Annotated in this window: 24 protein-coding genes; 4 read left to right on the forward strand and 20 right to left on the reverse strand. The window is 46.2% G+C overall.

Annotation, left to right across the window (positions count from 1 at the left end; translation table 11 throughout):
- Positions 1-18: 18 nt before the first annotated feature.
- The 20 genes from CWI73_RS11690 to CWI73_RS11785 form a co-directional block, all read right to left on the reverse strand.
- Entirely contained in the window at positions 19-1,194 is a 1,176-nt protein-coding gene (locus CWI73_RS11690; protein ID WP_157980642.1) for a polysaccharide pyruvyl transferase family protein, read from the reverse strand.
- A 208-nt stretch (positions 1,195-1,402) separates the two neighbouring features.
- A complete protein-coding gene (locus tag CWI73_RS11695) occupies positions 1,403-3,295 on the reverse strand; it encodes a tetratricopeptide repeat protein (protein WP_126752952.1) in 1,893 nt (630 codons plus the stop codon).
- Positions 3,296-3,372: 77 nt separating this feature from the next.
- Complete coding sequence (locus CWI73_RS11700) at positions 3,373-3,672, reverse strand: hypothetical protein (RefSeq protein ID WP_126752953.1); 300 nt, start codon at positions 3,670-3,672, stop codon at positions 3,373-3,375.
- A gap of 1 nt (position 3,673) precedes the next feature.
- Positions 3,674-4,096, reverse strand: coding sequence for a flagellar export chaperone FliS (gene fliS / locus CWI73_RS11705; RefSeq protein ID WP_126752954.1), 423 nt, complete (start codon positions 4,094-4,096; stop codon positions 3,674-3,676).
- A gap of 16 nt (positions 4,097-4,112) precedes the next feature.
- The gene (gene fliD, locus CWI73_RS11710; RefSeq protein ID WP_126752955.1) at positions 4,113-5,501 is read right to left on the reverse strand and encodes a flagellar filament capping protein FliD; all 1,389 of its coding nucleotides are present in this window, start codon (positions 5,499-5,501) and stop codon (positions 4,113-4,115) included.
- 13 nt (positions 5,502-5,514) lie between these two features.
- A complete protein-coding gene (locus CWI73_RS11715; protein WP_126752956.1) occupies positions 5,515-5,916 on the reverse strand; it encodes a flagellar protein FlaG in 402 nt (133 codons plus the stop codon).
- A gap of 207 nt (positions 5,917-6,123) precedes the next feature.
- Positions 6,124-7,533, reverse strand: a complete 1,410-nt coding sequence (locus CWI73_RS11720; protein ID WP_126752957.1) for a flagellin — start codon at positions 7,531-7,533, stop codon at positions 6,124-6,126.
- A 267-nt stretch (positions 7,534-7,800) separates the two neighbouring features.
- Positions 7,801-9,012, reverse strand: coding sequence for a flagellar hook-associated protein FlgL (gene flgL / locus CWI73_RS11725; protein ID WP_126752958.1), 1,212 nt, complete (start codon positions 9,010-9,012; stop codon positions 7,801-7,803).
- A 5-nt stretch (positions 9,013-9,017) separates the two neighbouring features.
- Positions 9,018-11,033 carry a flagellar hook-associated protein FlgK gene (gene flgK / locus CWI73_RS11730; RefSeq protein ID WP_126752959.1) on the reverse strand — a complete coding sequence of 672 codons (2,016 nt, stop codon included), beginning with the start codon at positions 11,031-11,033 and terminating at the stop codon, positions 9,018-9,020.
- Positions 11,034-11,126: 93 nt separating this feature from the next.
- Complete coding sequence (gene flgJ, locus CWI73_RS11735) at positions 11,127-12,086, reverse strand: flagellar assembly peptidoglycan hydrolase FlgJ (RefSeq protein WP_126752960.1); 960 nt, start codon at positions 12,084-12,086, stop codon at positions 11,127-11,129.
- A gap of 12 nt (positions 12,087-12,098) precedes the next feature.
- A complete protein-coding gene (locus CWI73_RS11740) occupies positions 12,099-13,193 on the reverse strand; it encodes a flagellar basal body P-ring protein FlgI (protein WP_380298946.1) in 1,095 nt (364 codons plus the stop codon).
- 16 nt (positions 13,194-13,209) lie between these two features.
- Positions 13,210-13,884: a flagellar basal body L-ring protein FlgH gene (gene flgH, locus CWI73_RS11745; RefSeq protein ID WP_126752962.1), complete on the reverse strand. Its 675-nt coding sequence runs from the start codon at positions 13,882-13,884 to the stop codon at positions 13,210-13,212.
- A gap of 22 nt (positions 13,885-13,906) precedes the next feature.
- Positions 13,907-14,695, reverse strand: a complete 789-nt coding sequence (gene flgG / locus CWI73_RS11750; protein ID WP_126752963.1) for a flagellar basal-body rod protein FlgG — start codon at positions 14,693-14,695, stop codon at positions 13,907-13,909.
- Between the two features lie 37 nt (positions 14,696-14,732).
- Positions 14,733-15,476: a flagellar basal-body rod protein FlgF gene (gene flgF / locus CWI73_RS11755; RefSeq protein WP_053952971.1), complete on the reverse strand. Its 744-nt coding sequence runs from the start codon at positions 15,474-15,476 to the stop codon at positions 14,733-14,735.
- Positions 15,477-15,599: 123 nt separating this feature from the next.
- On the reverse strand, positions 15,600-16,967 hold the full coding sequence (gene flgE, locus CWI73_RS11760) for a flagellar hook protein FlgE (protein WP_126752964.1): 1,368 nt from the start codon (positions 16,965-16,967) through the stop codon (positions 15,600-15,602).
- 15 nt (positions 16,968-16,982) lie between these two features.
- A complete protein-coding gene (gene flgD / locus CWI73_RS11765) occupies positions 16,983-17,666 on the reverse strand; it encodes a flagellar hook assembly protein FlgD (protein ID WP_126752965.1) in 684 nt (227 codons plus the stop codon).
- 14 nt (positions 17,667-17,680) lie between these two features.
- Entirely contained in the window at positions 17,681-18,133 is a 453-nt protein-coding gene (gene flgC / locus CWI73_RS11770) for a flagellar basal body rod protein FlgC (RefSeq protein WP_126752966.1), read from the reverse strand.
- Positions 18,134-18,148: 15 nt separating this feature from the next.
- Positions 18,149-18,550: a flagellar basal body rod protein FlgB gene (gene flgB / locus CWI73_RS11775; protein ID WP_126752967.1), complete on the reverse strand. Its 402-nt coding sequence runs from the start codon at positions 18,548-18,550 to the stop codon at positions 18,149-18,151.
- A 95-nt stretch (positions 18,551-18,645) separates the two neighbouring features.
- Entirely contained in the window at positions 18,646-19,479 is an 834-nt protein-coding gene (locus CWI73_RS11780; RefSeq protein ID WP_126752968.1) for a CheR family methyltransferase, read from the reverse strand.
- 20 nt (positions 19,480-19,499) lie between these two features.
- A complete protein-coding gene (locus CWI73_RS11785) occupies positions 19,500-20,435 on the reverse strand; it encodes a chemotaxis protein CheV (protein WP_126752969.1) in 936 nt (311 codons plus the stop codon).
- A 162-nt stretch (positions 20,436-20,597) separates the two neighbouring features.
- Here CWI73_RS11785 and flgA point away from each other — a divergent pair, with 162 nt between their 5' ends.
- From flgA to CWI73_RS11805, 4 genes are all read left to right on the forward strand, one after another.
- On the forward strand, positions 20,598-21,323 hold the full coding sequence (gene flgA / locus CWI73_RS11790) for a flagellar basal body P-ring formation chaperone FlgA (RefSeq protein WP_126752970.1): 726 nt from the start codon (positions 20,598-20,600) through the stop codon (positions 21,321-21,323).
- Positions 21,324-21,413: 90 nt separating this feature from the next.
- Complete coding sequence (gene flgM / locus CWI73_RS11795; RefSeq protein WP_126752971.1) at positions 21,414-21,740, forward strand: flagellar biosynthesis anti-sigma factor FlgM; 327 nt, start codon at positions 21,414-21,416, stop codon at positions 21,738-21,740.
- Complete coding sequence (locus CWI73_RS11800) at positions 21,740-22,141, forward strand: flagellar protein FlgN (protein ID WP_126752972.1); 402 nt, start codon at positions 21,740-21,742, stop codon at positions 22,139-22,141. Before flgM ends, CWI73_RS11800 begins: the two co-directional genes overlap by 1 nt.
- A gap of 58 nt (positions 22,142-22,199) precedes the next feature.
- On the forward strand, positions 22,200-22,679 hold the full coding sequence (locus CWI73_RS11805; protein WP_126752973.1) for an LPP20 family lipoprotein: 480 nt from the start codon (positions 22,200-22,202) through the stop codon (positions 22,677-22,679).
- Positions 22,680-22,709 lie beyond the last annotated feature (30 nt).

Raw genomic sequence — 22,709 nt, forward strand, 5'->3', positions numbered from 1 at the left:
TAGTGAACTAGTGGCGATTCAGTCAGATGGCTGAGCAACGTATTGAAGTGCACCTACTATTTTAGCAAAACCCTTTAACTTGTGCGCTTTGGGCTCATGGCCATAATCAATGACTACTGTGGGTATAGATTGTGCAAAAGCAGCTACAGCAGCATGAACTCTGCCAGTTACGAGCATATCGAACGTTCCTATTAAAGCCTTAGTCTCCCATGGTTCAAAAAGCTCATCTATACAAACAATATCTTTTGCGATCCCCCGCTTTAGCAAAATACTTTGTAACTGCTTAGCTATAGGATAGTCTCTGCCATGCTTTAATTTGAATGGCAACGGAGGTATATCAAACCCGTTTGAATGCGACATTAGGCAAACTCTTGCTCCCAACTGGCCACAAATAAACTCGACAGACTCTACAAAATTATCATATTCTTCGTCATTTCTCGGCCACTTATCAAAAGGTCCTTTCTCAAAATTCCATCCACAAATTATAAAACCAACGACGGGCTTTTCCTTTTTTCCGCCAAAGTTCCGAACAACTTTAACAGTATCTTCAACACTATTCTTCTGTGCGGCTTCAAATAAAAAGGCTGGACAGGGCAATGTATGTGTTTTTGAACAATCAAAGCCTTCTGCATTCAGCAAATCAGTGCTGATAGGCTCTCGATTAGTTACGATATCAAACGACTTGTAAATTTTTTTCGCTAACCTTTTCGTAACCTCATTACCAAAGGGACCAGGTGAGCCTGCCAACATTGCAGTTTTTTTTCCCATGTTTTGGGCAGTTAGCACCTTGTTCAGTCCTACGTTGAAACGATCTTTACCAAGAAAGTTCGCATTATCGCCCCAAATATCACCACTAAAATCTATAACTAAATCTGCCCATTTAACTTGCTCTATATATTCTGTAGTCTCTATCAATATACCTGTTCTTTTATACTCTTCAGAGAGTTCAACTTCTATGTCAGATAACTGCAATTCATTATCTCGCCAATCATAATATAAGTTTAACGGCAAACTTTTAACCTGCTCCGCCCTCTGAAATCGCTCTGATAATTGCATAGTAGTTTTTATCTCAGCATGTTCAAAGGTATTATGAAGCTGTCTAAAAAATGGCTCAATAATATAATAATTTCCAATATTGCCAAACTCCATACGGCCCCAATGAAGGGAGCATTGACCAATTATCAAAATATTCATAGATTTCATCTCCCTCTTTATGAAGTAATTTTTAGAGTCTTAGTTCTCACTTGGGAATGTAGGGTTGTGTAACGTCAATTACCTTGGCATGTTTCCTGGCAATTATCCTGACAAGTTGTGAGGTTTGTATTACGCTCAAAAACTTGCTTTGAACGAACTCCGGTGGACACATTGTTTGATAGAGAGCGGATTTGGCCTGAAATAACAACTACAAGTCCTTATAAGTTATCTCTGTTAATTGCTTCGCCTGTAGTTCTTCATGGTGGCTATAAACATAATTCATAAGTTCGGCGTATGTGACTGACTTTCCCGCTCCCTTAGCAGTCTTCAAAATTGAATAAAAGTCAATGCGAAGTAACTCATCAGTAATAATGCTTAGTTGTTCGCTGTCTTGAATAAGCGCAATAGCATTTCTGTAATAATCCGACTCTGAGTGACTCACTAAATTTTTTAAAGGCGCCCCTGCAAACCTTAAAGTCCTTGCATCTGTCTGACTCGCAATACCGTCACCAAGGAAACAAATGACCGGAATCCCCAGGCACATCGCATCAACTGTACTGTTGCTATTACCAAAAGGAAAAGGCGCCAATGAAATATCACATTCGGCTAATGTTTCAAGGAACTGCTCATAAGGTTTGGGTCTATGCACTACGGCACTATCTAATCTATTTATAAGCTTCTGTGAGATAGCGTCAAATAAGCTTGCACCGAACAATGGAAAGAAATGAAACTCACAGTTACGACCCATTTCTTTTTCAATTTTTTTACAAATATCAAGGAAGGAGCTGTTTAACTTCATCGCTGTGGCGTTTATAGCAATCTTGATTTGAGCACCACACTTTCTCCTTTTAAGCCTATCCGCTATCAATCTCCTCAACTTTTTCTCACTAACCTTTGGTAAGGTATGGTCAAGGCTAGACCGCTCCAGTACTAATGTCTCAGAAAAATCCTTGCCGTACCCCCCTTCAGGACTAGGTGCGAAGAAATAGTCAATAGTTGGTATTTGGGTTGTTGCTGGATGACCCGCTCCTGATACTTGAATTGGTGCTAATCTAAAATTGGCTAAAATCAAAGACCACTCGACCATTCCTAAACTCGGGTAATAAATGACATCTGGATTCAAAGACTGCGCAATTTTTACCATATCATTTACAGAACAGTTCCCTTTTTCAAAACTCAGGATTTTTCTAAACAGCTTAGAGTTATCTTCATCAATTTGGTCGTCTGACGTTAAGCCGTAAAGCTCAAAATGTTCAGACATTTGTGCAATCAATTTCGCATAACACCTAAACATCGCATGACCAGACGTGAATAACTCCATTATCACAAGCATTCTTGGCTTTTTCTGTTGGTGTTTGGTTTTTTTGTAAGTTACTCGCCTTGGAGCAACACCTTGAGCGCGGAAAAAGCGCTTGATAATTGAATTGAGTGTTCTCTTGAGCTCATGCTTTTCTGGAATATTAGCGTAACTACAATACATCCAAGCATTCTCGACAGGTGTCATTAACTGACCAATATTCATCTGATCGGAAACATTGAGAAACTTCTCGTGATATCCCAATAACTTGTTACGATTTTCCTCTCCTTGTGGAGTAACAACTGCTATTTCTGCTAACCAAAGTATTCCTAGAATAAAAAAGACGTCTGCATCCCCCTGAGCAAAAAAGTCAATCATTTCAGGTCTCACGTCATCTAACTGTGTAACCAAGTGAATTATAATTGCTTTGTCTTTATCCAGGCTAACTCGTCCTTCTTCATTTGGAGACGCTACGATTTCGAATAGATGTTGAGCGCCGCGATATCCGCTTGCCGCAAAAATATTCAGGATTACGGTTCGATAATAAGCAAGCTGAAAAATATAATTGAACTCTAGTTTTGGTTGGTTCGACAAGAAATGTAGCGTTAGCGCGGACGCTAATCGTGTATACCAGTGTGAGACCTTCCAGTTCTCAGTCTGCCGCTCCCTGACTCCTCCATCACGTTGCGTTATCAAGCGAACTGCCTCTAACATCTCGAAGGTGAGTTCATGAACATCCTGCTGACCGTTACCATAGTGTTGTTCATAATAACGAACGATATCTTCTAAAGTGTCTGCTTTCATTTGACGAAATCTTATTTTAGTTTTTTAAGCAGTTTAGCTGTTAAATGGCCACTGTCCAAGACTATAGGGTCAATCTCTCAGGTTTTTGTATAAGCTCTGACGCCTTTCTTGCTTTTACCGATTTTGGTAATAGCTGCGCTGGTTTCTTCGAGGACTTTTTCTAGCTCTGGTTGTACTTCATTGAGGTAGCTATCAACCGCAGCAACTGCAGTTACCCATTCGCTAGACTCTGTCCAGCCATCAGGTAACTGTTCTAGAAAGAAAAGTATTTTAGGGAGGGTGTCAGCGGCAGACTCATACTCTGAGTCTGCCACTTGTTGTTTTAGCTGCTTGTAGAGCCCACTTAACTGTTCTGGTGAGCGTGTCTCTTCAGACAATTTAAGCTCCAGCGGCCTGCTGCATTTGGTTCATAGCAACGTCACGCTGGTCGGCAGGAATTTGGTCCCATGCGCCTTTAATGTCCAGCATTAAACGTGCGACTTCGTCAATTGCATCAACGTCCAGCTCAATAGAAGCGTCAGCAATACGCGTACTCATGTACATATACAGCTCGCGTAAGTTGCCAGTTGCTTGCGCTCCAGCAGTGTCATCCAGGCTATAACGAAGCGAGTCAACAATTGCTTGAGCCTTGCCTAAATGATGACTCTTTTTCTCAAGGTCTTTACGCTGAATCGCTCCTTTGGCGTAATTCAGGTTCTCTAACACACCCGCCATCAGCATTTGTACTAGCTGATAAGGGTCTGCACCCGCAACACGGGTTTCTAGTGAGCCTTTAGTATAGCCTTTAAGCTTCATATTCATACGTAATTACCTCTAATTAATCATTGTCCCGGGTAAAACCCGGTAAGTTTGCTAACTGTGCAGTGACTGCATTGCCACGGCTTTGTAGCTGGCCAACTAAGGAATCCAGTGCCTGATATTTTGAGTTTAGTGTCTCGCGCAGTGATTCCATGCGCAATGCCAATGACTCTCGGCTTTCTTCGACACGGTCCAAACTTTCATTGATAGAGTCTCGGCGCATTTGCAGTGAGCCGCCGGCACTTACATAACCATCTAGCAGAGTTTCCATGCGCGCTGCCAAGCCGTTTTCGCCACCGATAACATTTTGCAATGCCGATGGGTTTTCAGCGAGTACATCCTTGACGTTGGTGACCGGGTTTTCCTGCTGCAGGCGACCTTCTTTGTCTAAACCAAAGCCTAAATCGAACAAAGTTTGCCCTTCGCCAAATGTGCTAGTCAACACATTATTGAGCTGGCTTTTTAGTGTACGAACAGTAGCATCGCCTTGCAGCATGCTGTCTTCCCCACCAATTTCACTGAGCAAATCAACAGTGCTGTTATAGGCTTTTACAAAGCTGTCTATGGACTTTTGAACACCGGCGTCGTCACGAGCTATCGACAACTGCGCCTTTTCAGTGCCTTCCGATTCTTTCAGAGCCGTAATGGTCGATCCCTGAATTACATCAGTGAAAGTATTGGTGTCGTTGGTAGCCTGAATGCCGTCAATCTCAATAATGGCATCAGTCGCCTGATCATCTGCGGCAATGGCCATGCCCCCAGCACCACCGCCGTTGGCTTGAGTTGAAATAGCATCAAACTCAGCGTTGTCGTTAGTAACGGTTAAGTCATTACCCGCACCAGTGACACTTGAGCGGAAGACTAACTTGGCCTCAGTGCCGGTATTAATAATATCCGCTGTAACGCCAAAGTTATCATCAGATGAGTTGACCGCATTGCGAATATCTTCCAGCGTTGAGCCCGCTTCAATATTTAGCGTAAAGCTCTCATCTCCGGCACCAAAGGTTAACGAACCCGCATTGGTGTTAACCTCGTCATCCGCACTGGCAAAAGCGCCATCCGCAGACACTGCTCGGCTACCTTTTGCTAACTGCTGAACAAATAGTTCAAACTCACCCGCACTGGCATTCTCTGAGCTTTCCACACTAACAACATCGCCGGAGTCGGGTTGAGTAACCGACGCTTTCATAGCACTAAACAAGCTACCTTCAGTCAGCTTTTCTGCACTCTCCTGAAGCTTTGATAATGCCGAACGCATCTCACCAACAGCCGATAGCTCCACGGTTAAGCGGCCTTCCTGTTGGTCCAAGCGGTTTTTCTTAGGAACACGCTCGGCCTCTAATGTCGCATCTATAATGCTCTGCAGGTCTAACCCTGAACGCGCACCTATTGATGAAATTAATGGCATATCAACACCTCACTTAAATCTGGTTGTCGAATAAAAATCCCATCCGACTGTTCTCGTTATCGGCCATTTCTTCAATAGCTTTAGATAACTTCACAACCAATTCTGATGGAATTTGACGAATCATTTCACCGTTGTCTGTATCAATCACCTTAACCACCGGTGGCTCGTCTCTTTCATCGAATACAAACTGCAAACTGGTATTCCGAATAGTCGATGACTGATTCATTTCCTCTACCGTGTTTGCAATACTCTCACTACTTGCCTGCTTTTCCACTTTATCAGCGGTGCGTTCCTGAACTTGGCTGACCGCGTCCATGACCTTTTGGTCCTGCGGCCGCTCCGCCTTGTTCGGTGAACCACCCGCAGCACTACTTAAGGGACTTAACGCGCGGCTTTCAACTGACATGTCTGCCATAATACTCACCTTTTCCTTAGTTACTGTGCAGTTTAGCACTAAAACAATTATCCATGTATGTTATCGGTAAGCCATGCTGAAAACTTTAGCGTTTAACTGAAGTTTTTTTAAGCGGTATCGGTTTTATTGTTAACTCTTTGAATTACAGGCATAAAAAAACCGGAGCAAAAGCTCCGGTTTTTAGTGACGGTTGAGTTAGTTGAGGAATTAGCCCAGTAACTGCAGTGCCGCCTGTGGACGCTGGTTAGCCTGCGCCAGGATGGTCTGAGAAGCCTGCTGCAGGATCTGAGCCTGAGTCAGCTTCGCAGTCTCTGCCGCAAAGTCAGCATCTTTGATTCGAGACTTCGCACCTTCCAGGTTCTCTGCGATGTTCGATTGGTTACGAATCGTCGCTTGGAAACGGTTTTGAACCGCACCTAAGTCTGCACGTTGAGAATCGATCTTAGCAATAGCTGAATCAATTACACCAATCGCGTCTTGAGCACCGGAAAAGTCAGTGATCGAAATATCTGAGACTTTAGACAACGTTGACGTTGATGCCCCCAAATCCTCAGCACCAAAGCCACTGACACTAAACTTCTCACTAGCAGACAATTCAAGTCGTGCAGTATAGTCGATTGACGCAGTGTCGCCTGACGTGCCAGTCGAACCATCGGCGTTATATGCGGTAAACGTTATAGCACCAGTGTTACCTGAGCCGTTACCACCTGTCAGAGTTACCCCATCAATACCACTCTCGGTTATCCGTAACTTGTCATCACTTACCGAGGCGTTGATACCCTGCTTACCCAAGTCTTCAGCCAAGCGTGAAACATCATCACCGTACTTAGACAAGTCGTAACTCTCTCCGTCAATAGTCAACGTACCTGTAGAGGCATTGTCAAAACCTGACAGCTCAACGTCTACCACGGCCTCTGCAGTCACTCCAGTCCCCTTAGAATTGATAGTTTCCGCAGCTTCAGTAACGGTTTGACCGGTTAAACTCAAGCCGGTTTCGCTTGAGTTCGGTCCGAAAATACTTACTGAACCTGAGTTAGCAACAGTAGAGGTTGAACCCGTGTTGCCCACCGCTCCCAGAGTGGTACCAACGGTATCAATTTTATTTGAACCGATCGCGTTAGATGATACGTTGCCAATGGTTACGTTAATGGTTTCGCCAGAGTTAGCACCAACTTGGAAAGCTTGAGAACCATAAGAACCGTCCAATAACTTATTACCACCAAATGTAGTGGTTTCAGCAATACGAGAAAGCTCTTGTTGCAAGCTTGTTACTTCTTTCTGCAACGCAGCTCGGTCTTCTGCGGAGTTAGAGCCGTTTGACGACTGTACTGCTAACGTACGCATACGCTGTAAAATATTAGTTGATTCGTCTAGTGCACCTTCTGCCGTTTGAGCTACAGAAATAGCATCATTAGCGTTACGGTTACCCTGGTTCAAACCGCTAATTTGTGAACTCAAACGGTTAGAGATTTGTAAGCCTGCAGCATCGTCTGCAGCGCTGTTAATACGGAAGCCTGACGACAAACGTTGAAATGCTTGGTCAAGCTGGTTACCTGAGCCCATCAGCTGACGCTGTGCGTTCAGTGAGCTGACGTTAGTGTTTACATATAGTGCCATGATATTGCTCCTCAGTTTCTAGCCTAAGCTTGGATTCAATCGTTGTTGCCAAGCTGGAGGAATGTTTCGGCTTCGTGTTTCGCCTGGTTAAATTTTCCTCTCACAAAGGGTATCGGCAGGGGTTTGGGGAGCTTTAGTATTTTTTTGAAAAAATTTGAAGTTTTTTATGTAGCCTGACATTGATGTCTGGTGGGGAGCGATACTAAAGAACGCTCAGTTCGTCATTTAAGTATCGCACCTGACGCAATAGCGTCAGGCTACCTCTGTTTATAGGTAATCGAATAAGCTTAGGCGACTTATACGGGTAAACACTTGTTGTGCGGCTGAGTAAATCGTTTCGTTTTTGACTAAGTCGGTTACGGCTTCTGAATAGTCTACGTCGGAAATATCGGCTCGTGCTTTTTTGTTCACAATTTCAATGTCAGCGTTACTGAGTTTAGCGTTATCCATCACATTCAAACGCGCACCTACAGAAGCCTGAGTATCAGTTAAATCGCTTATAACGGTATTAAAGTCATCTAGTGCAAAAGCAATTTCGCTTTCATGAAAGCCTTTGCTCTCGGGACCCGACTCTTCCAGTGCGGTGGCCAAGTCTCGAATTTGGGTTAACAAATTGCGCGATACAGGCTCACCAATAGAGTAACTGAACGAGTCACCAGTTGTTGGCATATTGTCTGGATTTAACTCCAGGGTCATGCCGTTGTATTCAACTTTTCCGTCCGTTACCGTACCTGTCACTGTATTGGTACCATCACTAATTTCATAATCGTTTGGTCCGGTAAAGGTCACCGTAAAATCTGTCGAATCCCCTGCATCAATACGTGCTTCAGTGTCGGCAATAAGTGCGTCGCGATCAGTAACTTCGACTTTCTCGATAAAATTATTTCCACCGGTTAGCTCAAAGTCTACTCGCTTAGACACATTAGAAAATGCACGGCTGCCCGGGTCATTTGCCGGTAGATACAATGTCGGTGACAACTGAATCGTACGCTGCCCTTGGTCGCCTACATACTCATAAGCTTGATTTGCATCATTAAACTCCATGGGCTGAATACGATTTTGATAACCCGCAAATATATACTCGCCTGACTCGTCCTGTGCATTGGTTAAATCAAAAATAGAAGCCTCGATATTGCGTAACTCTGAGGCTATCGCTTTACGGTTCGTTTGATCATAGCTTGCGTTACCTGCCTGAACAGCCAGCGTCCGGGCCTTTTGAATAGAGTCAGTGATGCTATTTAACACACTCTCCTCACGGCGCAGGTTGTTTTCAAGCGTTACCGAGTTACGTTCAAACTGTTCGTTCTGGCCAATCTTCTCGTTCAGCGCCAGTACCTGCGAATTACCAATGGGATCATCCGCAGGACTTAGAATTTTAGTCTGCTTAGTCAGCATCAGCTGAATTTTATCCAGCCGACTCTGTGAGGTTTGTAAGCTGTCCAGCCCACGCTGGAAAAATAAGTTAGTACTTAGTCGCATAATTCTTACCTCAATGACGTCAGCAAGGTGTCGAAAATAGTCTGTGATGTCGTAATAATTCGGGCCGACGCTGTGTACGCTTGCTGATACTGAATTAGGTTTGCTGCTTCTTCTTCCAGGTTCACACCAGCTTGTGAGTCGTACAACGTTTCTGTTTGTGACTTAATGGCTTCAGCTGAGTCTCGCAATACACGGTTTTGACTCACTCGGCTACCGACATCAGACACCAAACGACCGTAACTTTCGTTAAAAGTCATGGTAGGCTCTGCTTCTTCCCCACCAGAGCGGCGAACGAGTTGTTGACGCTGCAAATCAGCCATTGCCTGGCCGTTACTGTTGTCATCAAAACCATTGGTGTTGTATTCAATCAAATACTCATCACCTACAGCGGGTTCACCATTAATGTCTATTTCGTAATCAGGATCGGCTAAGCCTGCTTGGTCTAAAATGCCGTTTAGATCCGTTGTACCCGTAATGGTGCCTAAACTGGTGCCGTCTTTAGCGAAAACTTCCAAGTCATAAGCGTTGCCCGTCTGCCCTGTGACTTCGATACGGGCTGGGGCTCCGGGCAGTAGAGTATTGTTTGCCGTGTCGAAATAATCATCCGGTGTATTAATCGCCGCTATTTCAATACCAGCCGCACCTTGGTTATCCATACCATCTTTCACCCGAATAGGATTCGCTAATGCAATGTCTTCTGGGCGGCGAATGGCCAAGCTAATCTCTGATGCTGCGCGGTCAGCCGGTTTCGCCAGGAACTGGTCACCTGCGTTCGCTGCGCCAGTTAAATCTAACGAAATACCCAGCTCACTAATATCAATAGTTCCCGGCGACGCTTGCGTCACCGTAATTGTATCCGCACCACTTACAACCGAACCATCTTCATTAACCGGTACTATTTCGTATTCGTCTGGGTTACCCGTTTTAGTAATACGTAAATTTTCTGAAGGAAACGACTTACTATCCCCTTCCAAAATACGCACAGTCATTTCACCGGTACCGGTATTGTCTGCATACTGTAACGCTTGCGACTCAGTTTGTGACAAATCGAATATTTTGCGACCCAGTTGGTTGTCTAAGTCCATGCCTTTCTGGTTTTGAGTGTTCATGGAATCTGCAATACGTACCGCAAGTTGTCCCAAACGCTTTTGCGTTGGCATTAGTACTTCATCGCGATACTCAAGGTAACCCCCTATAGAACCACCCAGCTCGTTTGTCGGCACATAGAACTCGCTGACACTACCACCGCTGTGCTCTTTTTTTAGCACCATTTCCAAACGTTCGGTATCGGGGTTGCTTTTCATAGCAACGGCATTAAAGCGACCATTCTCCAGTACTATAGGCTGGCCGTTTTTCAAGTTAACACTTACTGCACCGCTTTTTTGCTCTACGGTACTGAATTCTACTAACTCAGCCAACTCTCTTAATTGCTCATCGCGCTTATTCAATAATGCGTTCAAGTCGCCATTATCGTTATTTTTTCCCGCAGAGTTTTGGATTTTTGAATTCAACTCAGCCAGGTTCTTTGAAATTGAGTTAATTCTATCTGTTGATAACGTCAGACGGTCGTTGATGATGCCTTTTTGATCATTTAAGTACTGCGAGAAATCATTGAACTTCGTGACCATAGCATCAGCTTCTGCTAATACTAGCTGACGAGCGGTCACTGACCCTGGGTCGTTATTCGCGTCTTGCAGTGTGTTGAAAAAGCTTTCTACTGACGAAGCGACGTTTGTAGTGCTATCACCTAACAGAGTATCTAATTGCTCAGCCTGCTCTAAATTAGCTTCGTAGTAACTGACGTTTGAAATATCATTTCGTAACTGGCGATTGGCAAATTCATCGATCATGCGCTGCACACGCAGGCGCTCCAAGCCGCCGTACTCGCTTTCCATATACTCGGTGCGTTCACGAACGTAGCTCGGAGTGTTTGTATTATTAATGTTTTTACCGGTAATTTGCAGGCTCTGTTGATGAGCCAGTATGCCGTTCTTACCGATATTTAATAAGTCAAAACTCATCGATGTCTCTCCAGTAACTCTGTGCCCTGTATCGGCACTGAGTAAATAATGTTTAGTTTAGGCGGCAATTTTTTGCCGCCCATTGCAGACGATTTAAATTGCTTTGTCCGCAAATGCCGGGTTATTTAACACCGACTGAATTTTCTGTGCGTATTTCGGATCTGTCGCATAGCCTGCTGACTGCAGGGCTTCAGCGTACTGTGCCGGGTCATCGGCCACTTTTAGTGCCTGCTGATAACGCGGATGCCCTTTTATAAAGTCAACATAGTCCTGCAAGCTCTGTTCCACGTTAGAGTAAGAGCGAAAAGCAGCACGCTCTTTACGGGCAACATCACCGTCAAACTCCAATGTACTGACATGAGATTTATCCCCTGCCCAGCGCTGGTCGGCTTTTATATTGAATAGGTTATTACTTGAGCCGCCATGCCGCCCCGGTACTAATCGCTGACCCCATCCGGTTTCCAGGGCTGCTTGAGCAATAAGCGCTTTCGGGTTCAGCCCTTCCTGTTTCGCTATTTTCTCAGCATGCGGTTTAAGCGCTGCGACAAAGCTTTCGGGGCTGGTGAACTTCGCTTCGCCGTCGCTTAACTTAGCGGTATTAACGCGCTTGTTACCGTAATAAAATCCTGCGTCGACACCACCATGCTCACTCAGGCGCTCCGCTCTATTTTTCATGCGCGGGTCATCTAAGTTCGCACCAGAGCGGTTCTGATGTCCATGCTGGTAGCTGTCGTCACCGCCGAGCTGCTTAACCATCAGTTCAGCCAAACCTAACGAACCCTGACTGGATAGTTCAGACGTCAGCTGCTGATCGTACATATCTCGGTACATCTTGGTGTAGCGGCTGTCCAACATGTTGCCTTCTTCAAATACGGCGTTGGCTTTGCGCATACTGCCCATGACCATATTCAGGAAAATGGCTTCGAACTGCTGTGCCGCCTCCATCAAGGCTTGCTTGTCATCCGGGTTAAACGCACGCTCACGCAAGCCATTCAGACTGTGCGTGTCCATGGCTAATTCAGCTTGTTTGAATTGTGCGTTTGAGCTTGTCATATCAGCCTCAGCTTAAATAACAATGAGTTCGCCGCTAAGCGCGCCAGCTTGTTTCAACGCTTCTAATACGGCAATAATGTCGCCTGGTGCCGCACCAATTTGATTCACAGCACGAACCAGATCATTCAGCGTTGTGCCCGGCTGGAATACAAACATACGAGCGTCGTCCTGATTAACGTCGATAATCGATTGCGGTGTCACTACAGTTTCACCGTCACCAAACGGATTCGGTTGATCGACGTTCACGTTTTCGGAAATAGTCACCTGCATGTTGCCGTGCGCAACAGCGGCTGGTCGTAGCTCAACATTCTGACCGACCACAATAGTGCCAGTGCGCGAATTCACAATAACTTTAGCCGATGCAGACGCTTGCTGAACTTCTAAATTTTCCAGCGTGGACATATAACTCACGCGCTGATTCATATCACGCGGTGCACGAACACGAACCGAAGTTGCATCCACAGCCTGCGCAGCGCCTTCACCGACTAAATTATTAATGGTCTGAGCCATACGTTTGGCCGTTGTAAAGTCGGACTGATGCAGGTTAAAGGTAAAATAGTCCGAAGAACCAAATGAGGTGCGCACTTCACGTTCAACCGTTGCGCCTCCCGGTATACGACCAACTGTTGGCGTATTAATTACAATACGGGAACCGTCGTTACCCTCTGCACCCAAGCCACCGACAATCAGGTTACCTTGTGCGACGGCGTACACTTCGCCATTTGCACCTTTTAAGAAAGTTTGCAGCAAGGTACCGCCGGTTAAGCTGTCGGCACTGCCCACAGAAGACACCGTCACGTCAATTTTCTGACCGGGTTTCGCGAAGGCCGGCAAGTCAGCATGCACCGCAACGGCCGCCACATTGTCAATTTTGGGTCGCTCATTAGCGGGGATATTAATACCAAAGTTGCCCAGCATGGTCCGGAAGGTTTGGTCGGTAAACGGTGTTTGCTCACCCGTTCCCGGCAGACCCACAACCAAGCCGTAGCCAATTAACTGGTTAGAACGAATGCCCTGAACCGATGCAATGTCTTTAATACGCGATGCCTGCACAGGGGCAACCAGCATCGAAACTAAACACAATGTTAAAGTAAACAGCCTTGTCATTTTCATGCCCAACTCCTTAGAACGGCCAAATTGGACTGTTGAAGAAACGCGTTAACCAGCCCTGCTCCTGCACTTGGGCAAGGCTGCCCGTGCCTGAGTATTCAATACGTGCATTGGCAACACGAGTCGATGGAATTTGGTTAGCTGCGGTTATGTCCTGTGGGCGGATCATGCCGGTTAGACGAATGTATTCGTCGCCAGTATTAATGCGCATCCATTTTTCGCCACGAACAATTAGGTTGCCGTTCGGCAGTACTTTTATAACGGTCACGGTTATTTCGCCGGAGAGCTGGTTGCTTTGATCCGAACTGGCGTCACCATTAAAGTCTCGCGTACCGTTAATGCCAGCTGACAATGGGTTGCCGCCCACCGTAATGTCGCGACCAAAGGCTGTTGGTGCGCCAAGTTCTGCCGTGCTTTCTTTAGAGGTTTCAGTCGTTGCCGTTTTACTGGCGGTTGTCTGCTCCTGCAGGGTCACCGTAATAATGTCGCCTAAGCGACGCGCTTTTATGTCTGAGTACAGGTTGTCTGCGTACGCATCCTGAAATAGAGACCCCGTTGGCACGACCGGCTGTGCACGCTCTTCCGGCAATACCGGTGCGTAGTAAGGGTCATCCGGCATTGGCTTATGCGGTGAGCTTGCACAGCCCGTCACCGCTAAAATTGCTAAAGTTGCTAATAAGTAACGCATCACAGCCACCTGTTATTGATTATTAAAGTTGCTGGGTGACGAAGCTCAGCATTTGGTCAACCGAGGAAATCACTTTTGAGTTCATCTCGTAACCACGCTGACTTTCTATCAAGTTCACCAGCTCTTCGGTCACGTTCACGTTGGAGGTTTCCAGAGCCCCCTGAATGGTGTTACCCATACCATCAACACCTGGCACAGCCTCAAGTGGTGCGCCGCTGACCGCTGTCTCGCGATACAGGTTTTGACCCATAGGCTCTAAACCCGCTGGGTTAATGAAGTTGACCAGGTTAATTTGGCCGACCACAACGTTGTCCGGGTTACCAGGCTGAGTTACCGTCACTTCACCTTCCTGAGAAATGCTGACTGACATAGCGTCTTCAGGAATTTGAATAGCCGGTTCCAACGTATAACCATTACCCGAAGTCACCATCTCCCCTTCTTCGTTCAGTGAAAACTGACCGTTACGCGTATAGGAGATAGTCCCGTCCGGCATCAAGATCTGGAAGAAACCTTTTCCGTCAATCATCACATCCAGCGAGTTGTCGGTCGTTTGCACATTACCTTGAGTATGCGATTTTTGCGTCGCGACCACTTTGGTACCGGCGCCGACCATAAGGCCATTCGGTAACTCGGTGTCCTGCGCAGACTGACCGCCCGGCTGGTTAATGTTTTGATACAGCAAGTCTTCAAACACCGCGCGACTCTTTTTAAAGCCGATGGTGCTGGAGTTAGCCAGGTTATTTGAAATGACCGAGATATCGCGCTGCTGCGCATCCAGTCCGGTTTTACTGATCCATAATGCTGGGTTCATGTTATGTCTCCTCTATACGCCTTTAACGAAAGCCCGATTAACTAATACGCATCAGCGATTCAGAGCGCTGCGCATTTTCATCGGCGGTTTTCATTAATTTGACGTTCATTTCGTATTGGCGCTGCAGAGCAATCATGCTTGTCATTTCTTCGACGCTGTTGACGTTACTGCTTTCCAGAGCACCAATTTGTAATTTAACGTTGGCATCGGCTAGCGCGACTTGGTCATCTTTCAGCTTGAATAAACCATCCGTACCTTTCTCAATATTGCCGTTTGGCGGGTTCACCAACTTGATACGGCCTATCACTTCCATAACATTTTCCGGTGCCCCCATAGGACGAATGGACACATTACCGTTAGAGCCTATTGTCAGCTTGTCGACAGGCTGCGGCACAAAAATAGGACCGTTGTCACCAATAATGGTGTTGCCTTTTGAGTTTTTAAGAAGGCCGTCAGTACCCACCTCGAGGCTGCCATTTCGGGTGTAGCGCTCATTGCCGTTTTGATCCTGAACCGCAATCCAGCCCTGGTCTTTTATGGCAACATCCATATTGCGGCCGGTGGTTTGCAGCGCACCTGCGGCAAAGTTCTGCCCAGGGCTTTCCGTCATGGCAAACACCCGGGTTGGCAAGCCTTCGCCAAACGCCTGCATGGATCGGGCTTGTTCCAAATCCGCCTTAAAACCGTCAGTGTTTGCGTTGGCCAGGTTATTTGCCCGCACCGACACCGCGTTCATGTTTTCTTTGGCGCCGCTCATGGCTATCCAGAGCATTTTGTCCATAGCTGACCTCCAGCCAAAATTTTGTCGTTTTCGATCGTTACCCTAAGTAATGCAGATTCCGTGCCAAAAACGAAAAAAGACGCCCTAAGGCGTCTTTTGTTTTATATTTTATTGCTAATTCAATTATCGAATCTGCAAAATAGTCTGGTTAATGGTGTTATTAACTTCCAACGAACGCGAGTTCGCCTGGAAGTTACGCTGTGCGGTAATCAAATCCACCAGCTCTTTCGTCAGGTTCACGTTTGAGTTTTCAAGCGCTGACGCTTCTATAGCGCCAAAAGTACCTGTATTTGCCTCACCCGATAACGGCTCACCAGATGAGATACTCTCTCTCCACTTAGTACCGCCAATTTGTGTTAGGCCTTGTTCATTAGCAAAACGAACTAAGGCAACTTGCCCAAGGTACTGAACGTCACCGTTCGAGTAGGTTGCTGCAATCAAACCGTTTTTTCCTATATCAACGTTTGTGAGGCGGCCTACAGTTGTCCCATCTTGATCGAGCGTAGTTACTTCGAAATCGGACGCAAATTGTGTTGGGGCTGTTGTACCAGTCTCATCCTGAAAGTTGAATTGTACCGTCTGCGTATTATCTGCGCCATTTGTTAGGTAAGGGTCACCATTTGGATCATTACCGCTTAAGTCAATAATTGCTTCCGGAAATGTGATATTCGGGGCCGCTACGTTAGGCGTCCCATCAGGGTTAAAGGAAATTCTACGACCTACCGAACCTGCTGCAGACTCAGCACCTCCATTAGCGTTTGCAGCAGTACCCATATCAATTTCTTTGCCGTCAAACGTCGCGTAAACATCCCATTGGTTTGAGCCACGTTTCACGTAATAAGTTGATAAAATATGTGACTCGCCCAGAGAGTCATAAACAGTAGCAGACGTTGATGCGTTATAAGTTGATGGCGCATCTGGATCAAAGTTTGACGTCGGAGGTGGACCACCTCCATTATCAGGAATATTAGTCAAACGCGCATCAACGTTAAAGCTTGTAAAAATATTTTGGGTTTGCTGCGGTGCTCCTGCTACATCAGGTACTCGAATAGGCTGAGTTGTTGCTAAACTTGTTGAAGAGGCAGCCCCACTATTGCGGTTTACTTGATATCCTTGCAAAAAATTACCCTGATTATCAACGATAAACTTATCACTATTCAGCTTAAATGCTCCTGAGCGCGTGTAAGTCATATCGCGAGAGCCTAAACCGTCTGTAGTGGCAAAGAAGCCGTTGCCTGAAATCGCCATATCCAGCGAGTTCTCAGTAAAATCTAAAGTACCCTGACTAAACTGCTGAGCCACTGACGACGTCAAAACACCGTCACCCACTTTCGTATTGCCAGCGTTAAAAATACTGGTCGCATAAACGTCAGCGAATTCCGCACGCGACTGTTTAAAGCCGGACGTTTTTACGTTTGAGATATTATTGGCAGTTACATCTAAGTCTTTTTGAGATGCGTTGATACCGCTCAGTGCAATATTAAATGACATAAGTCACCTCACCTGTTAACTAATTTCAGAGACATCGGAAAGCTTGATGCCACCTAATCCTTTAAGATTCAGAACAACGCCACGCTCACCGCCAGTACTGACACTTTGAACGCGTGCATGCATTTGTAATGGAAGCTCTTCGGTTTGACCGCCTACTGTCGCGTTCACCGAAAATGTATAATTACCAGCCGGCGCTTGTTCGCCCGTTGTCGTGGTTCCATCCCACTCAAACTCTTTGGTACCTTCTGGCATATCCCCCAGGTTCAGGGTTTTCACCACCGCACCGGTCGAGTCTTTAATACTAATCTTTACATTCTGAGCGGTTTGCGGCGTGGCTATCATGCCCGACACACCAGCCCCCTCTTCCAAGTTAGCTTGATCAGTTGGTACTAACACTTTACGCCCAACCATAGTCGACGCCTGCAAGGCCTGGTTTGACGTCATGTCTTCCGCAAACTGTTCAAAACGCTCTGACAGGCCGGTGATACCTTCCGCCATAGTAAAGCTGGTCATTTGCGCAATCATTTGATCGTTCTCTACCGGCTTGGACGGGTCCTGCATATTCAGCTGCTCCGTCAACAACTTGAAGAAGTCTTCCTGCTGGAGCTTCTGCTGCTCGTCAGGATCAGCGTATTTCGCGCCTTCGTCCTTCTTCCATTTCATGCTGTCGATGTAGGAGTTATTGCTTACGCCTTCCATTTGTTATCTCCTGCTTACCCTTGACCCAGGCGAAGTAAACGCTGCGTCATTGTTTTGGCTGTATCCGCTACCTGAACGTTGGTCTGGTATGAGCGGGATGCCGAAATCATGTTGGCCATTTCTTCCATGGTGTTAACGTTCGGCTTATAGATGTAGCCGTTTTCGTCCGCCATGGGATGGTTTGGTGCGTACTCAATTTGCAGTGGGTCATCACTTTCGACTATGCCCAAAACTTTTACGCCCGCCGCTTGGCCTGCTTGTGTCTGATTCGTCAGGCTATTGCCACGATAATCGCCTTTAGCGTCTGCCAATGCGGTCGCGAAGACCGGGTTACGCGCTTTGTAGGTTTCGTCGATACTGCTACTGACCGAATTCGCGTTCGCTAGGTTACTGGCAGTGGTGTTCAGTCGCACTGACTGAGCACTCATTGCCGAACCGGTCACGTTGAAAATATTAAATAGGCTCATTGTTTTTCACCTCACCTACTGTCCGCCGCCAAGGGCTTTCTTAACACCACTAATTTTCCCGTCGAGGAAGTTCATGGTCATTTCGTATTCCAGTGCATTTTGTGCATACAAGTTTTGTTCCAACTGCACATCAACGGTATTACCGTCACCGGTATCAGGTTGGTTTGGAACCCGAAACTTTTCTGTGCCCTGAGGTTTCACTTCATGGTTAAAGTGCTTCTCGTGAGTTCTGGAAAGTTTATAGCTTTCAGTTCCACGCTGAGCTTGTTGCAGCGCTTGCTGAAAATCCAGCCCTTTGGCCTTGTAGCCGGGGGTGTCTGCGTTAGCAATATTATTGGCAATAAGCTCCGCACGTTGGGTACGTATGCCCAGCGTGTGTTGCTGTATTCCCATAATTTTATCCATGGAAAGTGCCATTTTTTTGTCTCCACAGTGTTCGATGGTGAAGACAATGCAGGTATCGTGCCAGAAGTCCTGACACTTATTTTTGAAAAGGAAATGACGGGGCGTCGTTATTTACGACGGTAGATAATACCGGGGTTGCAGCGGATCATTTCAAAGTCATCGGTTAAACCCGAAATAGACTCCGAGGCACCAAGAATAAGATAGCCCCCCGGGTTAAGTGATTGCCGGAATTGGGCAATTATTTTCCGCTTTACTTCCGGGGAGAAGTAAATAAGCACATTGCGGCAAAAAATGACATCGAACTTGCCGAGTAGTGAATAACTGTCCAGTAAATTCAGGTGCCGGAAGTGAATGTACGTCTTTAGGTTATCCCTTACTTTCATCGATCCTGGCTTGCTACCATCAGTAAAGTACTTCTGTCTACGTTCTGCTGATAACCCCCGTGCTAATGCCAGGCTGTCGTATTCGCCAATACCACACTGTTCGAGCACTTTATTGGAGATATCGGTCGCCGTTATTTTGATGCCACCTCTGAGAGCGCCGGGATTCTTGGCTTTGAATTCATCATAAGTAATGGCAATGGAGTAGGGCTCTTGCCCAGAGGAGCATGCTGCTGACCATATTTTTAACGGTCCCGTATGATTTTTGTATTCAGCAAAAATACGATCGTGCAGAATTTGAAACGGGTAAGTGTCGCGAAACCATAAGGTTTCATTCGTTGTCATGGCGTCAATAACTGCCGCCCGTAGAGCACGTTCACTGATTTTCATAGAACGCTTTACCAACTCTGACAACGAGTCAATATTAAAGCGCCCCATTAACGGGCTGAGCCGGCTTTTAACCAAGTACAGTTTACTCTCGCCCAGTACAATACCGCACTGGTGCTCCAGGAACTGACGAAACTCTTGGTATTCCGGTAAACTTAATTCGCGATTCGACACGTTATATTAACTGCTACTCTTTAAATGGTTACTTCGGTATTAAGCCATTTTTGAACGGCTGTCGCCAGCTCATCGGGATGAAATTTTGCAATAAAATCATCGGCGCCGACTTTCTTCACCATAGCCTGATTAAAGACTCCACTCAATGATGTATGCAAAATAACATGAATATCGCGTAAATCGGGGTCAGCTTTTACCTCAGCGGTTAATGTATAACCATCCATCACCGGCATCTCTACGTCAGACACCATAACAGGTACATGGGTGTGCACATTGCCGCCCAGCTCTTTTGCTTTCTCTTTTAAATACTCAAGCGCTTCTTTACCGTTTTTCTTAACTTCCAGATTAATACCCAGCGATTGCAGTGCGCGTTTAATTTGGTTGCGTGCTACTGAAGAGTCATCGGTAATAAGAATAGTGAGATCTTCTTTGGCAACATTGATTTCGGCACTAGCTACTTCTTCACTCACGTCCGAGTTAATTGGCACTATGTCGGCCAAAATACGTTCAACGTCAATTATTTCAACCAGTTCATTCTCAATTTCGGTGACCGCGGTCAGGTAAGCGTCGCGCCCGGCCCCTTTCGGCGGTGGCATTACGTCTTCCCAATTAATATTCATAATGCGATCAACACCACCAACCAGGAAGCCCTGAACAGTTCGGTTGTATTCGGAAATAATGACAAAGCGGTTTTCAATGTCGGTGATAGCCGGCCCGCCGGTTGCCATGCTCAAATCGATAATGGAAATAGCCTGGCCACGAATATGTGCTACCCCTCTGATTAACGGGTTGCGCTGTGGCATTGCCGTTAACTTGGGACATTGCAATACTTCACGCACTTTAAAAACATTGATGCCAAAACGCTGTTTGCCAGCGAGGTTAAACATCAATAATTCCAGCCGGTTTTGTCCGACCATTTGTGTGCGCTGATTCACTGAATCGAGAATACTGGCCATGCTTCACTCCTGTAATATGGCAGGCTACCTTTGTTCGGCACGGTATTTGCTTAAACTACTATTAGCAAAATATGTATTGGTCGAGCCGCCGAACTTTTGACGTTATACCGTTTTTTCGGCAGGCAGCCAGATAACCTTAGTAGATAACGTCAGGATATTTTTATGATAGTACGTAAATCGCTGTTGATCAGTTCGCTTTTTGCAATAACGATTTTGCTCTTGGGCTTTACCCCAAATAATGCGCTGGCACAAAGTAGTGACGTACGCCTCGATTATAAGGCATTACAGACTCTGGCGCATGATTTTGTTCGCTCTCAGGTCAGCGCGCCTGAAAGTGGTCGCATTGACGTTGTTGCGAATAACCTGGATCCCCGAATGACAGCAAAGCGATGTTCAGCGGCACCAGAGGTGGGCTTAGCGAGCAACGCACGGTTAGACGGCTACACCACAGTAGAAATTAAATGTGCTACCGCAAACGGTTGGCGAACCTATGTGCCGGTCAGAATTTACCGCTATAAAAATGTGGTCACCGCTTCAGGTCCTATGTCTCCGGGCCAAATGATCAGCGACAGCGACTTAACCTTTGCCGAAGTCGACTTAAACCAAATACGCTCAAACGTTTATACAACAAAGGAACTATTGATTGGCGCCCGCGTCAAAAAGCGCATTGGCGCCGGTCAGGCAATTCGACCAAGCGATACCTGCCTTGTTTGTGAGGACCAAACAGTTACAATAGTGGCTAAGAATAAGGCATTAAGAATTACCGCTGACGGAAAAGCGTTAGCTGACGGATTAAAAGGCGAATCCGTTGTCGTGAAAAACGCCCGCTCAGGCAAGTCGATAGAAGCGGTTGTGACAGGGCTGAACGAGGTTACCGTCAACCTTTAAAATACTTTACAAAAAAGTGGATTTTTTAGTTAAGTTTTTTCGGATATGGTCGATAAGTAACCGAGACTTACTATCTAGCGAGGCAAGACAATGGCTATTAATATCAATAATGCCGGGCTGAAAAACGCCAGTATCGACAACAAGTCAAGCAACCGTCAGGTCCAAAATGGTGGCCAGACAGGTAACTCTGCATCGGTTTCTCAGAAAGGCGGTGACGCGGTTTCTTTAACCAGCGAAGCGCAACAACTGGGTGGCTTGCAGGAAAAAGCCATGAACAACAGTGGCATCGACCAGGCTAAAGTCGACCGAATTAAAGCAGAAATTGAAAGCGGCTCATACAAAATTAATGTTGAGCAGTTAGCGTCAAAGCTCGCTCAGTTTGAGTCGGACCTGTTTGCAGGCGGTAACGACGAGTAATGACGAAAGTGGCGTCGGTTAACCAACTGCTTGATGACATGGCGGAGTCGCTAGATAGGCTGGCTTTGCTGCAACAGCGTGAGCTAAATGCCATTGTCGATCGCGAGCACGCCGACATTCCTGCTATTACTTCCGAAAAAGAAAAAGCTCTGGCCGAAGTGACACGCCTCGACACTTTGTTGTCAGAGCACCCCGATAAAGACACGTTGAAAGAAGACCCTCAGTTAGACACTGCGGTTGAGTCCATTAAGCAAACCCTCGCCAATATTCAACACCAAAACCAAGTCAATGAACGTGTGGTTCAGTCGACGCTGAACAGCATTGACCAACTCAAGCAAAGTATTTTGCAGTCGGCCCGCAAAGACTCTCTGACCTACAACAGTAAAGGCAAAATTCGTTAAAGAATTCTGTGCTTCAGCCGTTATAACGATTAGTACGTTTTAGTCCGTAGAGGTCGTTATGACAAAGCAAATTTTGACACTGGGTATTGTCCTTTCATCAATGCTGTTGAGCGGTTGTGCCGCCTATAACAACTTTGTGTACGATCAAAAGCACGTCGAATGGGAAACCCAAACCCCTGACACCTTTCCGGTATTAAATGCGGTAGGCTATGCCCCCATCGAGAAACAAGCAGGCGACTCAGCTCAGGTTAAGGACTTAAACGCAATGCGAGCCTCAAAACTCGCTGCGTACCGAGAGCTGGCAGAGCAAGTTTACGGACAACGGATTGCCGGTAGCAGTTCGGTGGAAGACTGGGCGCTAAATAACGATAGCTTTCAGGCTTCAGTAGACGGTGTTATTCGCGGGGCCGAGGTCGTGAAAACCTACACTGTAGGCGAGTATTACGCGACGGAACTGCGTTTAGACTTTGAGAAAGTGCACCGCTTGTATCAAAGCACCAACCGCCAGCAAAAAGTAAAACGTGTTGTTTATTATTAAGCCACGCTGTTAAGTTAAAATTTGGCAGGG

This window comes from Idiomarina piscisalsi, assembly GCF_003987095.1.
GTDB lineage: Bacteria > Pseudomonadota > Gammaproteobacteria > Enterobacterales > Alteromonadaceae > Idiomarina > Idiomarina piscisalsi.

Coding starts and splice junctions, on each gene's coding strand:
- CWI73_RS11690 (WP_157980642.1), bottom strand. CDS start 1,194: ATGAATATTTTGATAATTGGTCAATGCTCCCTTCATTGGGGCCGTATG.
- CWI73_RS11695 (WP_126752952.1), bottom strand. CDS start 3,295: ATGAAAGCAGACACTTTAGAAGATATCGTTCGTTATTATGAACAACAC.
- fliS (WP_126752954.1), bottom strand. CDS start 4,096: ATGAATATGAAGCTTAAAGGCTATACTAAAGGCTCACTAGAAACCCGT.
- fliD (WP_126752955.1), bottom strand. CDS start 5,501: ATGCCATTAATTTCATCAATAGGTGCGCGTTCAGGGTTAGACCTGCAG.
- CWI73_RS11715 (WP_126752956.1), bottom strand. CDS start 5,916: ATGGCAGACATGTCAGTTGAAAGCCGCGCGTTAAGTCCCTTAAGTAGT.
- CWI73_RS11720 (WP_126752957.1), bottom strand. CDS start 7,533: ATGGCACTATATGTAAACACTAACGTCAGCTCACTGAACGCACAGCGT.
- flgL (WP_126752958.1), bottom strand. CDS start 9,012: ATGCGACTAAGTACTAACTTATTTTTCCAGCGTGGGCTGGACAGCTTA.
- flgK (WP_126752959.1), bottom strand. CDS start 11,033: ATGAGTTTTGACTTATTAAATATCGGTAAGAACGGCATACTGGCTCAT.
- flgJ (WP_126752960.1), bottom strand. CDS start 12,086: ATGACAAGCTCAAACGCACAATTCAAACAAGCTGAATTAGCCATGGAC.
- CWI73_RS11740 (WP_380298946.1), bottom strand. CDS start 13,193: ATGACAAGGCTGTTTACTTTAACATTGTGTTTAGTTTCGATGCTGGTT.
- flgH (WP_126752962.1), bottom strand. CDS start 13,884: ATGCGTTACTTATTAGCAACTTTAGCAATTTTAGCGGTGACGGGCTGT.
- flgG (WP_126752963.1), bottom strand. CDS start 14,695: ATGAACCCAGCATTATGGATCAGTAAAACCGGACTGGATGCGCAGCAG.
- flgF (WP_053952971.1), bottom strand. CDS start 15,476: ATGGACAAAATGCTCTGGATAGCCATGAGCGGCGCCAAAGAAAACATG.
- flgE (WP_126752964.1), bottom strand. CDS start 16,967: ATGTCATTTAATATTGCACTGAGCGGTATCAACGCATCTCAAAAAGAC.
- flgD (WP_126752965.1), bottom strand. CDS start 17,666: ATGGAAGGCGTAAGCAATAACTCCTACATCGACAGCATGAAATGGAAG.
- flgC (WP_126752966.1), bottom strand. CDS start 18,133: ATGAGCCTATTTAATATTTTCAACGTGACCGGTTCGGCAATGAGTGCT.
- flgB (WP_126752967.1), bottom strand. CDS start 18,550: ATGGCACTTTCCATGGATAAAATTATGGGAATACAGCAACACACGCTG.
- CWI73_RS11785 (WP_126752969.1), bottom strand. CDS start 20,435: ATGGCCAGTATTCTCGATTCAGTGAATCAGCGCACACAAATGGTCGGA.
- flgA (WP_126752970.1), top strand. CDS start 20,598: ATGATAGTACGTAAATCGCTGTTGATCAGTTCGCTTTTTGCAATAACG.
- flgM (WP_126752971.1), top strand. CDS start 21,414: ATGGCTATTAATATCAATAATGCCGGGCTGAAAAACGCCAGTATCGAC.
- CWI73_RS11800 (WP_126752972.1), top strand. CDS start 21,740: ATGACGAAAGTGGCGTCGGTTAACCAACTGCTTGATGACATGGCGGAG.
- CWI73_RS11805 (WP_126752973.1), top strand. CDS start 22,200: ATGACAAAGCAAATTTTGACACTGGGTATTGTCCTTTCATCAATGCTG.